The 14,523-nt window shown below is 43.8% G+C and carries 10 protein-coding genes and 1 pseudogene; 7 read left to right on the top strand and 4 right to left on the bottom strand.

Features of this window, described 5'->3' with window-relative positions; translation table 11 throughout:
* Nucleotides 1–99: 99 nt before the first annotated feature.
* Nucleotides 100–1,347 (bottom strand): SGNH/GDSL hydrolase family protein, encoded by a 1,248-nt coding sequence (locus tag AB4513_RS15730; protein ID WP_009845827.1) that lies wholly within the window; start codon nt 1,345–1,347, stop codon nt 100–102.
* A gap of 515 nt (nt 1,348–1,862) precedes the next feature.
* Here AB4513_RS15730 and AB4513_RS15735 point away from each other — a divergent pair.
* Nucleotides 1,863–2,804, top strand: a complete 942-nt coding sequence (locus AB4513_RS15735; protein WP_050395118.1) for a triacylglycerol lipase — start codon at nt 1,863–1,865, stop codon at nt 2,802–2,804.
* A 39-nt stretch (nt 2,805–2,843) separates the two neighbouring features.
* On the top strand, nt 2,844–3,737 hold the full coding sequence (locus tag AB4513_RS15740; protein WP_102257531.1) for a lipase secretion chaperone: 894 nt from the start codon (nt 2,844–2,846) through the stop codon (nt 3,735–3,737).
* 181 nt (nt 3,738–3,918) lie between these two features.
* On the opposite strand, the gene AB4513_RS15745 is transcribed toward AB4513_RS15740, so the two are convergent.
* Nucleotides 3,919–5,562, bottom strand: a complete 1,644-nt coding sequence (locus AB4513_RS15745; RefSeq protein WP_009845824.1) for a methyl-accepting chemotaxis protein — start codon at nt 5,560–5,562, stop codon at nt 3,919–3,921.
* A 464-nt stretch (nt 5,563–6,026) separates the two neighbouring features.
* Between AB4513_RS15745 and AB4513_RS15750 the strand changes: the two genes are divergently transcribed.
* The 5 genes from AB4513_RS15750 to AB4513_RS15770 all read left to right on the top strand — a co-directional run bounded on the left by AB4513_RS15750 (nt 6,027) and on the right by AB4513_RS15770 (nt 12,119).
* A complete protein-coding gene (locus AB4513_RS15750; RefSeq protein ID WP_009845822.1) occupies nt 6,027–6,848 on the top strand; it encodes a phosphate ABC transporter substrate-binding protein in 822 nt (273 codons plus the stop codon).
* Nucleotides 6,849–6,972: 124 nt separating this feature from the next.
* On the top strand, nt 6,973–7,902 hold the full coding sequence (gene pstC, locus AB4513_RS15755; RefSeq protein ID WP_009845821.1) for a phosphate ABC transporter permease subunit PstC: 930 nt from the start codon (nt 6,973–6,975) through the stop codon (nt 7,900–7,902).
* 64 nt (nt 7,903–7,966) lie between these two features.
* Nucleotides 7,967–8,830: a phosphate ABC transporter permease PstA gene (gene pstA / locus AB4513_RS15760; protein WP_012600195.1), complete on the top strand. Its 864-nt coding sequence runs from the start codon at nt 7,967–7,969 to the stop codon at nt 8,828–8,830.
* A gap of 75 nt (nt 8,831–8,905) precedes the next feature.
* The gene (pstB, locus tag AB4513_RS15765; protein ID WP_009845819.1) at nt 8,906–9,655 is read left to right on the top strand and encodes a phosphate ABC transporter ATP-binding protein PstB; all 750 of its coding nucleotides are present in this window, start codon (nt 8,906–8,908) and stop codon (nt 9,653–9,655) included.
* A gap of 319 nt (nt 9,656–9,974) precedes the next feature.
* On the top strand, nt 9,975–12,119 hold the full coding sequence (locus tag AB4513_RS15770) for a GGDEF domain-containing protein (RefSeq protein ID WP_009845818.1): 2,145 nt from the start codon (nt 9,975–9,977) through the stop codon (nt 12,117–12,119).
* A 135-nt stretch (nt 12,120–12,254) separates the two neighbouring features.
* Here the strand turns inward: AB4513_RS15770 and AB4513_RS15775 are convergent, their stop codons facing one another.
* Both AB4513_RS15775 and AB4513_RS15780 read right to left on the bottom strand, forming a co-directional pair.
* Entirely contained in the window at nt 12,255–13,937 is a 1,683-nt protein-coding gene (locus AB4513_RS15775) for a BatD family protein (protein ID WP_009845817.1), read from the bottom strand.
* 2 nt (nt 13,938–13,939) lie between these two features.
* A pseudogene (locus AB4513_RS15780) lies at nt 13,940–14,523 on the bottom strand (hypothetical protein); the annotation flags it as partial.

The following is a 14,523-nucleotide window of genomic DNA, read 5'->3' on the forward strand; positions in this document are numbered from 1 at the left end:
TTCTTAAACGATCGGCATTACTATGAAGGGCGGTTTTTTTGTATCTGGTTTCTGCTCCTGAAAGGTGTTGTCTCAGGTTACAGAGTCATTCGAAAAGCATTAGAAATCAAAGGTTGAGAATGAATACGCCAAAATATGGTCGGCAATGTATTTGTGAGTGGCGGTGGTTGGGTGTGTCACCCCCCAGAAGACATAACTGTCTGATCCGTACGCTGCGCAATCATTGGTTAAGCTGTGACTTTTTAGGTAGTCGGCTGCTGAGCTTCTATTGATATTAAGGCAAGCATCACTCGCGTTTCGAAAGCCATGTTGCTCTGGATTATCGGTAATGCTGGCGAACAACGCACTCGCATCAAACAACACCACGTTTTTACCCATACTTTGGTAATACTCGGCCTGCGTCTTGATGAATTGGTTGAACTCTAAAATCTTGCCACGAACTTTAACAATCTCTTGTTCAGTTGAGTATTTGAATTGAGGTGCTTTGGTTGCATCGGGCAAGGTGAACAGCAGGATATTGTTTGCACCAGATTCCGTTAAGCGGATCAAAGCGCTGCTGAAATCGGCCTTTACATCGGCCACTTCGCGGTTGTAGTTCATAAAGTCATTAAGGCCAAACTCTAAAGTAAACAACGAGTTTTCTGGGCGGTAGTTTTTGGCGACTTTCATATAGGTTAAGTAAGAGGTGACTTGGTCATATACTCCGGTTAATGCGACGTATTGATTGGTGCCAGCAGCCCCACCTACTGCCCAGTTATAAAGAGGCACATCTTTCGCCTTGGCTAAATACTCTGTCCAGACTAAACCGTTTGAAAAGTGCCCTAAAAACCATGAGTTTGCGTTCGGGAAAACCCATTGAGAACCGTTAAATAGGTTACCGGTGTCAGAAAGACTATCACCGAAGGTGACGATACGGTTGATGGTGTTCGCTTGGACAACGTTGTCATTTGTCCAAATCGAGTGGTTATAAGAGAAGCGATTGTCTGCTGCAAAGTAAGTGATGTCTGCGGCGTCATGTTGGATGTCGAGCGTCTGTTCACAACGCTGCTTGATTTCAGATTGAGGAGCGTCACTGTAGAACATGTTCTTGAAGGATACAGAAGACCACCAGTATCCATTGATCGTGTAGTAATCACCATTTTCCTTTTTTGCCCATTTCCAGTCGGTAGCTGGAGAGTCATGTGAGGCATCGGTTCGATACCAGCATCGAACATAAGAATAGGTTTCTGAACCTTGTGTACTAAATACTTGTGCGGATGTAATGGATTCAGGTGTCGGTATTGAATCTTCAGCAGCATAAGCGCCAAAAGGCAGGGTTAACGCGAGTATAAAAGCCGTATTTTTCATCACTGTATTCTCTTTTATATTTAGTGAGCCAAACAAAACGTTGTTGCTTGTGACTGTTTTAATAACTAAATTGCAAATAACTGGTATGACCTATATCCAAGATCAATAGCTCTCGTCAATACATTCAGTTTGTTAGCGGCTTATAACTGGCATCAGTGTCAAAGTTTCAACCACTTTTTGATTGAAAAACAATGGTTTCGAAGTGAAATGGCTAATATCTAACATTTGATTTTAACGAACTATCGCAGGCAACACGTCGTCATTGACCGGCACGGGATGATTTGTCTATTGAATGCTTAAATGAAAACGTGATCAGAAGGGTGTGAGGTAAATTATAATTTAATCAATAGCTTACCCGTTGGTAATGTCAAGCGAAGTTGCAATTCTAATGTTCATCACAATTGTTTAATTCAAGTTCAATATCACAAATATCAAGTTTTCACTTTTTGTTTTATAAAATCATCATCTACGGTTTCTTTACTCGTCAGAGGTCTAATCTGTTTAAGGAAAGAGCATTGAAAAAGATATTAATTTGGACGATAGCGTGCCTATCCAGTTTTGGCGTCTATGCCGGAACAAGCGCATCAGCATTAGAAACCAGCGGATACACTGCAACGAAATACCCTATTATGCTGGTGCACGGCTTGTTTGGTTTCGATACATTAGCAGGCGTGGATTACTTCTATGGCGTACCGGAGTCTCTAACTAAAGATGGTGCGAGCGTATACGTTGCTCAGGTTTCTGCTACCAACAGTTCCGAAGTTCGTGGTGAACAGTTACTCGCTCAAGTTGAGACGCTGTTAGCCGCGACAGGGGCGAGTAAGGTGAACCTTGTCGGTCACAGCCACGGCGGACCAACAGCGCGCTATGTGGCATCAGTTCGTCCTGATCTGGTAGCCTCAGTGACAAGTATTGGTGGTGTTCATAAAGGATCTAAAGTGGCAGACCTTGTTCGCGGGACGGTATCTGAAGGGTCAGTTTCAGAAGGTATCGCGGTTAAATTGGCTGGTGGATTGACGGCGCTGATCAACCTGTTATCTGGTGGAACGGATCTTGACCAAGATGGCCTTGCGTCTCTTGAAGCGTTGACCACTAAAGGTTCGCTTGCATTCAATCAGTTTTACCCTGAAGGCGTGCCAACGTCTGAGTGTGGTGATGGTGAATGGCAAGCAAACAACGGTGTCTATTACTATTCATGGACAGGCTCTTCCACTTTTACCAACCTTCTTGATCCTACCGACGGAGCGATGACAATCCTTGGTTTAGCTTTTAATGAACCTAATGACGGGTTAGTGGGAGCATGTAGCGCGCATTTGGGCAAAGTGATTGGTGATGATTACAAAATGAATCACCTAGACGAGATCAATGGACTATTGGGTATCCACCATCTTTTTGAGACCGATCCAGTGACCTTATATCGTCAGCATGCCAATCGATTGAAGTTGGCTGGCCTTTAGGTTGCACTGCCCATTCATAAAGAGAACAAGGAAAGTATGATGAAAAAGACCGCCATTTTGTCGATAACCACGATAGCCCTGATGAGCACAGCGGCGGTCTTTTTGTATTTACAAAAGGAAGACCCAAATTCACACCGTGACGGCAAACAAAGCGCTTTTTTATTGAAGGTCGCTTCTCAACAAGATACTGAAATCGATAACGCATCAGCCAAAGACATGATGGAATATTTCGTGTCAGGCAATACAGAATTAACCCTCGAAGATATTCGTGACAACGTGGCAAAACATCATGAGCAATCACAGGTCGCGATCGTTGATGAGGCACTGTTTGCCAATTATCTTGAGTACAAGTCGGCACTGACATCATTAGATGTCCAATTTGATACCAACTCAATATCCGCAGAGGACCTACGCGCACTGAATCAAGCTCTCCTCGATCTTCAAGCGCAGTTTTTCAGTGAGAGTGAGATAAGTATTTTGTTTACCCATGACAACAGAATGAGGGAAATCGCTTTAGAAAAGTTACTTCTGAAACAAGAAGGGCTAGACGAGTTAGAATATCAGCAAAGGCTTGAGTCTTATCTATCTGAACAGCCAGATTACGTTCAAACGAGCCATCAGAATCAGGTATTACTCCCACAGCTATCCAGTTCAGAAGGTCTAGACGAACAAGGTAAATACTTGAAAAGAAGCGAACTGGTCGGAGAAGAAGCGACACAGAGGCTCGAAGCGCTTGATCAACAAAGGGCGGACTTTGATGGAGCTTTAGAAATTTACTTTGTTGAACGAAATGACATTTTGAATGACTCCGAACTCTCTGAAATTGAGCAACAAGAGACTATCGCACAACTTCGGACTACGCATTTTCAGCCAGAACAACGTCGAAGAGTCGAAGCGATTGAAAGAATCAGATCCGTTGAGAGCGGTCAGTAATCTCCAGCAATTAAAAAAGCCAACTACTGATGACTCAATAGTTGGCTTAATAATGAAGGTCGGTTACTGCAATCTATACATGGTAAGTAAGTGCTTACAGTTTAAGGCTTAAATTTTGTATCCTAGAGCCTATACCATAAGCCGTTACAGCTGAACCTTAAAGCTTATTCGCCCTTAACCCTTAAACCTTAAAGAAGCCCAACTGCTGCTTTTGTTGTTCAGCGAGGTTTGATAGCTCGTGGCTTGCTGCTGCAGCTTGGGTAATGCCTGTTACATTTTGGCTTACTAAGCTGTAGATATTTGAGATATTACGGTTAATGTCTGAAGTCACTTGGCTTTGCTCTTCTGCAGCAGCGGCGACCTGAGTGTTGATCTCCGTGATATCCGTTACTGAGTTCGCAATGCCTGAAAGTGCAGAGCTTACCTCACCCGAAAGCGTCTGGTTATGTTCCAACATAGACAGCGAACTGCTCATACTCTCATTCGCGTTTCCAGATTGAACCTGCAAGCCTTCAATGATGGTTTGGATTTCTTTGGTCGAATCTTGTGTACGTGCTGCTAGCATTCTCACTTCATCAGCTACAACCGCAAAACCACGTCCGCTTTCACCTGCACGAGCGGCTTCAATGGCAGCGTTAAGCGCAAGAAGGTTAGTTTGCTCTGAGATGCTTTGAATAACCTCAATGACATTACCAATCTTCTCTGAGTGCTCTTTTAGCGTGCCAACAACGTTCGCAGCTTCGCTAAGCTGAATCGCCATTTGCTCGTTTGCTTGGTTACTTTCATTAAACAAGCTCATGCTGTGTGTCGCCATTTCGTCAGCTTGCTTAGACGCGGAGTCGGCTTGTACTGCATTTTCGTTGACGTTTGCTGCTGTGCTCTCAAGTTGATTCACGGCAGAAGCAACTTGTTCCACTTCTTGCTTCTCTTGGTCTGAGTTCGCACTTGATTGTGTCATTACAGCAGCTAGTTCAGTCGACGCTGACGCAACTTCTATGCTGATTCGAGACAGTGAACTTACCGTGTCACGCAATTGCTCAACGGATTTGTTTACGTCTTGCGCAAGACGTGAGATCTCATTGTCTCCATGTTCTTCGGCTTTTACTAGCAGGTTACCTTTTGCTACTTCGCGCATGGTTGCCTGAATATTGTTGATTGGTTTAACAATGATGCCAGCCAGTGTCCAGCTAATAACAAGAGCAATAGATAGAATCACTAGAAGCCCAATAGTTGCAGTATTTAGGGTGCTAGTGTGTTGCTGACCATTGGTATGGACTTGTTGAGTCGCAAGCAAGTTTAGCTTTTTAGAAAGACTGTCGATTGCTTTTACCATTTCATTACCAGCATGGCGGTATTGGTCAATTGCCGTTTGGTAACGAGTATCAAAGTCAGAAGTTAGCACTGAATTACCGTGTTTTGCCTTTAACAGGGGAAGCATGGTATTGCGTGAAAAGTTAACGTAGTGGTCCATCGCTTTGCTCATTGCTGCGACTTCATCTTGCATACCTGGCACTGTGTCTAATGAGCTCAGTAGGCGTGAGTTTTGATCGCGTTTTTGATTAAGCGTTTCAACGAGTGTGTTTACATCATCAGGGTTGAACAAGCTATAGATTGCTTTGATGCGCATGCCGTAACTATTGTCGACGATTTCGCTGAGTTCTTCTTTATGTAGAATGAGTTGATCTGTTGCTGTTGATACATCTTTAAATGCGTTTTCCAGCTTGTCACCACCGATGATGACACCCGTCAAAAGTAATACGACGGAAAAGAGTACTGGAATAAGAATTTGTATTTTAATTGATAAGCCACTGAGAAGTTGGCGCATGAATTGTCCCTCTATAAATAAGTAAATGAGCCGATGCAATTGCTTTTATTATAATTATCCCGTGATTCTAACTACTGAGAATGACAATTCAATCAGTAATACATTCGATTTAGATATATGCGATAGGTAATTGATAAATTACGGTCATTTATTGTGCAAAATGAGCGTTTTTCTTTATTTCTCTATGGTTTACCCGTTTCGGGTGGCTGTGCGGTAATTGGTAATATTCGGAGTTGGTGGAATGTTGAACGATTTGGGTTAAATAGATTGAAATAAATGTTTAACGTTTATGAGTTATTTAAACTTATTGCTTCAAGGTTATTTGACACGAAAAAAGACGAAAATAAATGTCAGCTGTCATATAGGCTTCAATTTAATGAAACACAACTGTCACATTCAGATTCTAAAGTGGGCACCGTTCAAGTTAAACACAACGGCAATAACGCCACTTAAGGAAATTTGTGATGAAAAAGACAGTTATCGGTGCAATCGCTCTTTTAGGTGCACTAACAGTGACTCCAGCTTCAGCTAAAGAAACTATTTCAGCAGTTGGTTCAAGCAGCGTGACGCCACTGATGGAAGTTTTCTCTGAAACATACATGAAAACGAATTCAAACGTATTTATCGAAGTACAAGGCCCTGGTTCGTCTGCTGGTGTTAAAGCGGCGAAGAACGGCAGTGCAGATTTAGGTATGTCTTCTCGTAACCTTAAAGATAGCGAGAAAGAAACAACACTAGTTGAAGAAGTGGTTGCTCGTGACGGCATCGCAGTCGTGGTTAACCCTAAGAATGGTCTTGACGGTCTAACGGCTGAGCAAGTAACGGCTATCTACAAAGGTGAAGTAACAAACTGGAAAGACGTTGGTGGTGCGGACAAGCCAATCGTAGCAATCACTCGTGATACAGCATCTGGTACTCGCGGTGCATTCGAAGACATCATGTCTCTTAAAATGAAGATTTCTGGCACGAAAGTATCAGCAATCTCTCAACGTGCTCAAGTTGCTAACGGTAACGGTGCACTAAAAACAATGGTTGCATCTAACCCTTACGCAATCGGCTATATCTCTTTAGGTACAGTAGATAACTCAGTAAACGCGCTTGCAATTGACGGTACTGAAGCATCTGTAGACAACGTTAAGAACGGTTCTTACAAAGTAGCTCGTCCTTTCCTAGTACTTTACAAAGAAGGTAAGCCTTCTTCTGAAACTCAAAAGTTCCTAGATTGGATGCTAACTGACGAAGCTCAATCTCTTGTTGAGAACAAAGGCTACATCTCAGTTAACTAATCTATATCTCAATTAATTAAATATTGCTCAGCCTACCTTTTCAGGCTGAGCCTTTTCTATCCCACTTCGAGTTAATCCGTACGCTTATACAGCGTGTTAAGGATTTCGATATGTGAGACTTGTTATGACCATCGCAACGAATAGTGAACAGCTTATGAATAGCGAAGCGACTCAACTGAAACGCGGCTTACGTAAAAAGAAGCGTGTAGATTGGAAAGAGCGTATTTTTCACGGCTTATTTCTTACTAGCGCAATCATCGGCATCGTATCCCTTGCTGTTATTGCTTTTTTCATCGTTAGAGAAAGTATCCCTGCGTTCCAGGAAGCGGGCCTATCGGGCATCGTGCTAGGACAGAACTGGCTACCACCAGCACTTTACGGTGTTGCTACCATGATTGTGGCATCTGTCGTATCGACATTAGGTGCAGTAGTGGTCGGTGTGCCGATTGGTGTGTTAACGGCAATCTTTATTGCTGAAATCGCGCCAAAGCGTCTGGCGGACATCATTCGTCCTGCTGTCGAATTGCTAGCGGGTATACCTTCGGTAGTTTACGGCTTCTTCGGACTCGTTATTATCGTTCCCCTGATTCAAAACGTATTTCAAGTGCCTGCAGGTAACACGATTTTGGCGGGTATTATTGTTCTGGGTGTGATGATCCTTCCGACGGTAATTACGGTTTCTGAAACCTCAATCCGTGCTGTACCAAGAACGTACAAAGAAGGCTCTTTAGCGTTAGGTGCTTCAAAGATCTTTACCATCTTTAAGTTGCTCGTTCCGGCTGCTCGCTCAGGCATCATGACGGGCGTAATTTTGGGTATTGGCCGTGCTCTTGGTGAAACGATGGCAATCATTATGGTGATGGGTAATGCGCCAGCAATGCCTGAAGGTATTCTAGATTCAGCGCGTACACTAACCGCGAACATTGCGATTGAAATGTCTTACGCGAGTGGTATTCACGCAAGTGCGCTCTATGCGACGGGTGTTGTTCTCCTTGTTTTCATCATGTCTCTGAATGCAATTCTCCTTTACTTGAACCGTGAGAAGGCGAGGTAACATAATGTCTTTAGAAAATAACGTAGCACCTCAAGCTAACCCTACGAATTCGCAAGGTAAGACGATGAATAAAATCGCGTTAAAGAAAGCCCGCGCACGTAAAGACGCCGTTCTGAGTGGTTTTATATGGGCTGCTGCCGCGTTAACGGTGGGCTTCTTGTTCTGGATTATGTGGTACATCCTCTCAAACGGCTTACAGCACGTTGATTGGAATTTCATCACGGATGACTACACGCGAACGGGCGATGAGCACGGCATTTTTCCGATGATCATCTCGACCATCTACATGGTTATTGCTTCGATTGCGGTTGCGGCGCCATTGGGTATCATGACGGCAATCTACCTGACTGAATACGCAAAAGTAGGCAGTCGCTTAGTTAAGATCATTCGATTTTGTACCGAGTCATTAGCAGGTATTCCGTCAATCATCTTCGGTTTGTTTGGTATGACATTTTTCGTGGCTATTTTAGGTTTAGGTTTCTCTATCCTATCGGGCGCGTTGACACTGAGTATCTTGATTCTTCCAGTGATTATACGTACTACTGAAGAAGCATTGATGGCGGTATCTCAAACTTATCGCGAAGGATCGTATGGTTTAGGTGCTTCTAAAATCTACACAATCTGGCGTTTGATTCTACCAAGTGCAATGCCGGGTATTATCACTTCAGTTATTCTGAGTATTGGTCGTGTTATTGGTGAATCAGCGCCAGTATTCTTGACCGCAGGTATGGTTGCTCGTATCCCAGATTCACTATTGGATTCTGGCCGTACATTAACCGTTCACTTATATAAGTTAACGACTGAGCTATTTACCATTGAAGAATGGAATCAAGCATACGGCACAGCAACAGTACTGATTGTTCTTGTACTGCTGATCAACACACTCACGAAGTTGATCGCAAGACGTTTTAATACTGCAACTTACTAAGCAGGGTTTTCTAGAGCCAAATGAGCTCCTAAAACAAAAACAGTACAGACTTTGACGAATTACGAGATTACGAATATGAACAAATTTAATATTAAAGACCTAGACCTTTTTTACGGCGAAAACCAAGCGCTTAAATCAATCAACCTACCCGTGCCAGAGCGCCAAGTGACCGCTTTGATTGGCCCGTCGGGTTGTGGTAAATCAACGCTATTACGTTGCTTGAACCGAATGAACGATCTTATTGAAGGTGTAAAAATCACCGGCCTTCTTGAGATGGATGGCGATAACATCTACGGCAATATCGATGTGGCTGATCTACGTATTAAAGTCGGCATGGTTTTTCAAAAGCCAAACCCATTCCCAATGAGCATCTATGAAAACGTGGCATACGGACTACGTGCTCAAGGGATCAAAGACAAAAAGCACATTGATGAAGTGGTTGAAAGTTCACTTCGCGGCGCGGCGCTTTGGGATGAAGTGAAAGATCGTTTGAAAGCACACGCATTCGGTTTGTCTGGTGGTCAGCAGCAGCGCCTGTGTATTGCTCGCACCATCGCAATGCAACCTGACGTAATTTTGATGGATGAACCTACTTCAGCACTTGATCCAATTGCGACTCATAAAATAGAAGAGTTGATGGAAGATCTGAAGAAAAACTTCACTATCGTTATCGTAACGCACTCAATGCAGCAAGCTCGTCGTATCTCCGACCGTACGGCTTTCTTCCTAATGGGGGAGCTTGTAGAGCACAACGAAACCAGCGTTATCTTCAGCGAACCAAAAGATGATCGCACTAAAGGTTATGTAAACGGTGACTTTGGTTAATTGCTTAATCGATAACGTGGTCAATACCACTAACTGAAACGCAGGTTAGATAATCGATTCGATTTACAAAATTATCACTATAACTATAAGCGATGGAAGTTTTGCCCCACTTTAGGTGGGGCTTTTTTATGCTGTTAAAAAGCATCACATGTCGACGAAATTTTGGGCAGGAAATCCCATTTTTGTAGTCCTTCTCATGCTTGTGATAATGCAAAAGGTCAAATTGCGACCCACTTAACATCTCATTTTTAGTTACATTGATTGCATATCAAGGCTTCTGTATTTTTGCGTTATTCTTATTAGCCAATGGATCAACGCCGTGCATGTTAAAGCCTTTGCAAAACAGATATCTGCTACGCGTGACCACCGTTTATTGGCTGAGTCTCTGTTTGACTACCTGATTAAAATGCTTGGTCCCCAAGGGATCGGAATATTTTCAGAGCCAATACCAGAAAGCGACTCGTTACCGTTGTTTTCCTACGGTGAATTAACCTCTCTTGATCATTACCCTTCAACATTTTGGCCATGGGTTTCACAGTTCGACACTGCAGACGGTGTGTTACCGATGTCGCTCAATACGTGCAAGTGGGATCACAGTAAAACGCTTGGTGGAGAGTCGTTCATCATGATGCTCGACAACGCCCCAGCCTGTAGAACTTATTTAATTATTCAAAATTGCATCGCAGAAAAAGTTAATCAAACCTTTGACCAAGGGCTGGATGGCCTTCAATTAGCGGCGGCTCGCTGGCAGTGTATTCGCGCAGAAAAAAATGCAGCTATCGAGATTAAGCATAGGGATACACGTGAAGCGCAATATCTTGATGAAATTAAGCTTCGAGAGTTGTTTGTCGAGAATATGAAATTGGTTCATCAGGTGGCGTTAGAGCTCTCGAACCCTGAATCATTGGATGCACTCTACAAAGCATCGGTAGAGGCGGTACGCGATAGACTTGGTTTTGATCGCGCCATATTTATGTTGCTTGATATGAAAAAGCGTTGCTTTAGTGGCACCTACGGCACCGATGAACTAGGAAAAACCAACAGCGAACATCACACTCAATATGACCTGCATCAGCTTGAATCGGAATATATCGAGGCATTGTCTGACAACCACACTAACTTGGTCGTTATTGAACATGCTCCACTCTACACTGAAGGTAAGGTTGTAGGGCAAGGGTGGAATGGCATGCTTATCTTGCGTGAAGGGGATAAACCCGTAGGTTGGATTGCTATGGACAACTACATTCACCGCTCGCCAATTACCAATTACCAAAAGCAGATGCTTGAATCGTTCGGCTCTCTGCTGTCTCAGATATACATTCGTAAACGCCAAGAACTGAACATCCGAATGCTGCATTCGAGTATGGTTGAGTTGTCTCGCTGCGATAGCGTCAGTGCTGTATGTAAGTCTGCCGTCAGTTTTGCTATTCAGCATTTAGGCATTGATCGATTAGCCGTTTTCCTTACCGATAAAAATTGCAGTTACATGCAAGGTACTTGGGGTACCGATATAAAAGGCGATATTGTCGATGAGTCTTATTATCGCTCCGAGCTGGTAGAGCGTGACATTGTGTCTGCAGCTCGTACTTACCCTAACCAAGTCGCTTTTGAAGAATCGGTCCCTATTTATCATGATTACAATATTGTCGGGGTTGGCTGGACGGCAATGACAATGCTCACCACAAATACAGGCGTTCCGATTGCGTTTATCGCTGCGGATAATTTGCTAACACGAAGCCCTTTAACTTCACAACTGCGTGAAGTTATACGTATCTTCGCCTCTAGCCTTGCTGAAGTATTGCAAAGAACCATGGCGCAAGAGGAGATCAAAAAGCTCAATGAAACCCTAGAACAAGAGGTTAGCAAGCGAACTCAAGAGCTTGAAAATGCCAATGAACAGCTCGATGTGATTTCTAAACTCGACCCGCTGACTCGTCTTGGTAACCGCCGTATGCTGTCACAAGTTTTAGATGATCTGAATTGTGAAGAACAAGGTGCATTTGCTACGCAGAATGAGGTCACCTTTGGGTTAATTCTTGTCGATCTTGACCATTTTGGTTTGTACAACAGTGTCTATGGCCATACTGAGGGGGATGTCGCTTTACGTGCCATTGGCAAGATACTGAGCACTCATGTTTACGGTGATCAAGAAACCTTCTGCCGTATCGGCGGTGAGGAGTTTATGTTGTTGATGATCGGCACCAATCACACAACAACAAAGCATCGTGCAGAGTCGATTCGACAAAGTATTGAAGATGCAAAAATTCTCCATTGTAAAAGTAGCACTAGCCAATATTTAACCGCGTCTGTGGGTTATGCATCGATAACTTCGGATCAGCGCCAGTTCGATTTTGATTTGTTGTATGGCAAGGCAGATAAGGCTTTGTATAAGGCGAAAGATTCAGGGCGAAATAGAATTGTCTCCGCTCTAAAGCGAAGAAAGGTTGCGGCTACACTGACTTAGTGCGGTATCTGTTTTTCCCGTTCTCAAAAACGACTGAAGCCATGATGTTCACAATGTGGTCATCACGGCTTCGTTCTTTTTTTTACTTAGATTTTCTGCCTAATTAGCTTTCTGCTTACTTAGAACACCGGTTAATTAAAGCCTTTCTAATGTGCTCTTGTGTGCTTTGTTCGAGATGCGTTTTGGTTTCTTAACCGCTTTGATTGCCTCAGTAGGCTCCCATGGCTGACTTAGTGAGTCATCTTCAGCATAGAGGCTCTGATTTAGCTTGGTGAGCTCAGCTTCGATTGTTTCTAACGTCTCATCACTCAAGTCTGGGTTTTCTGTTTTCCACTGTTCGAACAAGGTTCTCGTCTTCACACCGTCTTTCATTTTCAGAGCTGCAATCAGCGCTTCTGCCGTATCGGATTGACGTTCATCTTTTTGCTTTGATCTTACTGCTGTAGCGCGGCGTGACCAGAAGTAGAAAGCAAACGCCGAGCTGATTAACCATAATGCTGCAAACAGCGCTGTTAGATAAGGCCACATTCCTGGGTTTTCAACGGTAACAATCGTCGGGCTGGCTTGTTGTGCCGGTGCTTCAATCGCTGGAGGAGGCATACTTGATGTTGCTCGCTCACTAGCTTGTACCGACAATTTTAAGCCAAGCGCTTTAGTGGTTTGTTCCGATTGCGTATCGGTGTTGAACCAAGCTTGAGACACATCAGGAAGCGAGATATTTCCGGCCTCTTTCGGAATCAATATTTGCTTATAAACGACCACAGCATCACCAGACTGGGTTGTGCCAAATTGCGGTTTCTCTTCATACACGCGCACCGATTTAGGGTAGGTGATGTTCAGTTTTGGTAACTGGTGTTGGGTCAAGTTGCTGGCTGTCATTGTGATGGTACGAGTTAACGAATCACCGGCTTCCATTTCAATATTCTGCTTGTCGCCACCTAAAGCATTGCTACCTGTCAGCTCGTTGCCTTGGCTATCTGACCATTTCTGAATCAACTTGAAGTTCGATGTTGGTAACCACTCACCTTGATAGCCTTTTGGTACAGGATTCACTGTGACATCTAAGGTTTCAACGGGCGTGTCGAGTTGGAAAAGGCGCGTTGTGCTTGAGTTGTTGGTTGAGTAAACAACAGCACCGGTTAACTTTGGCCCTTGAAGCTGAAATTGTCCTGCTTGTTGTGAGGATATATGGAAAGATTGCTGAACAACGGTGACTTCTTGTCCGTTGATAACATCTTGGAACTGTTTCGACTCACCGATGGGTTCCACGTCCAAATTTGATGAGTTTGGTAGAGAGATTTGGGGATCTTGTAATCTTCTTGGATCCGCTTTGATGATGAGTTTTACATCAAGTTCCGCGACCTCTTGAGGGTATAGCGAGTCTTTACTCAGATTAAGTTGAAACTCGGCCATATCACTCTGCTTTGGAGCTGCTTTATTAACCGAAACGTTGATGGTGATCGGCTTAGTTTTAGCGCCTTCAATATCAAAGCTAGGAATCTCTAATCGGCCTAATCGAAGTGGGGCAAGGGTAATATTCCACTCGCTAGACACAGTGCGGCTACCATTGATGATTCGCATTGATGACCCAAAGCTTGGGGTGCCGACGTAGAAATTCTTCTGAAGGAAGGTTAGATCTAAAGCACCGGACGATACTTTTTCATCGGTCGCCACTCTAAGTAGGAAGACTTCATCTTTGGTAACACTGTTTTGCGAAACACTCGCCACAGCGGTCGCTGCGAATACAGAGTGTGACGAGAAAACACCGATTAGCAGTGTCAGTAGCATTGATAAAAATGGCTTGTTTAAAGATCGCATGGTTACCACTTTTTGTTTTGGTTGTTAGGAGTACTTTTTTGGCGTGCTTGTAGAATCATTTGCGCTTTAAGCAGTTGGCTCGGGTCACGGGCGCTTTCTACTTGCTCAAGCTTTCGCATATCCGGATCGCTCGACATAGGTTGACCTGATGCTTGTGCTGCAGCTGGTTGAGTGTTGTTATCACTGTCTTCCTTAGCAGCCTCTTGTGCTTGGGCAGTTTGAGATGCTAAGTCACCTTTGTCCTGTGAGTGTTTATCTGCTTGATCCGCTTTGTTTTGTTGCACAGCTTGCTTGTCGCTTTCTTCATCCGTCTTGGAATCAGAGCGGCTATCATCAGCTTGGCTTTGGTCAGTATTCTGATCTTGGTTTTCACTTTGATCTTGTTTGTTGCTTTGATCTTGGCTACCACTTTGACTTTGCGACTTCCCATTGTCAGCTGAGCTTTGTTGTTGATCCTGCGAGCTTTGCGAAGAATCGTCTTGCTGACCTTGCTGACCTTGCTGACCTTGCTGACCTTGCTGACCTTGCTGGTCTTGTTCGTTTTGGTCTTTGGACTTAGAATCGTCTTGCTGTTGCTGTTGCTGTT

Origin of the sequence: Vibrio sp. 10N.222.54.E6, from assembly GCF_041473955.1 — a bacterium.
Lineage (GTDB): Bacteria > Pseudomonadota > Gammaproteobacteria > Enterobacterales > Vibrionaceae > Vibrio > Vibrio tasmaniensis_A.

What these genes read in the sequence shown, in the direction of transcription:
- AB4513_RS15730 (WP_009845827.1), bottom strand. Translation starts at nt 1,347, where the DNA reads ATGAAAAATACGGCTTTTATACTCGCGTTAACCCTGCCTTTTGGCGCT.
- AB4513_RS15740 (WP_102257531.1), top strand. Translation starts at nt 2,844, where the DNA reads ATGAAAAAGACCGCCATTTTGTCGATAACCACGATAGCCCTGATGAGC.
- AB4513_RS15745 (WP_009845824.1), bottom strand. Translation starts at nt 5,562, where the DNA reads ATGCGCCAACTTCTCAGTGGCTTATCAATTAAAATACAAATTCTTATT.
- AB4513_RS15750 (WP_009845822.1), top strand. Translation starts at nt 6,027, where the DNA reads ATGAAAAAGACAGTTATCGGTGCAATCGCTCTTTTAGGTGCACTAACA.
- pstC (WP_009845821.1), top strand. Translation starts at nt 6,973, where the DNA reads ATGACCATCGCAACGAATAGTGAACAGCTTATGAATAGCGAAGCGACT.
- pstA (WP_012600195.1), top strand. Translation starts at nt 7,967, where the DNA reads ATGAATAAAATCGCGTTAAAGAAAGCCCGCGCACGTAAAGACGCCGTT.
- pstB (WP_009845819.1), top strand. Translation starts at nt 8,906, where the DNA reads ATGAACAAATTTAATATTAAAGACCTAGACCTTTTTTACGGCGAAAAC.
- AB4513_RS15775 (WP_009845817.1), bottom strand. Translation starts at nt 13,937, where the DNA reads ATGCGATCTTTAAACAAGCCATTTTTATCAATGCTACTGACACTGCTA.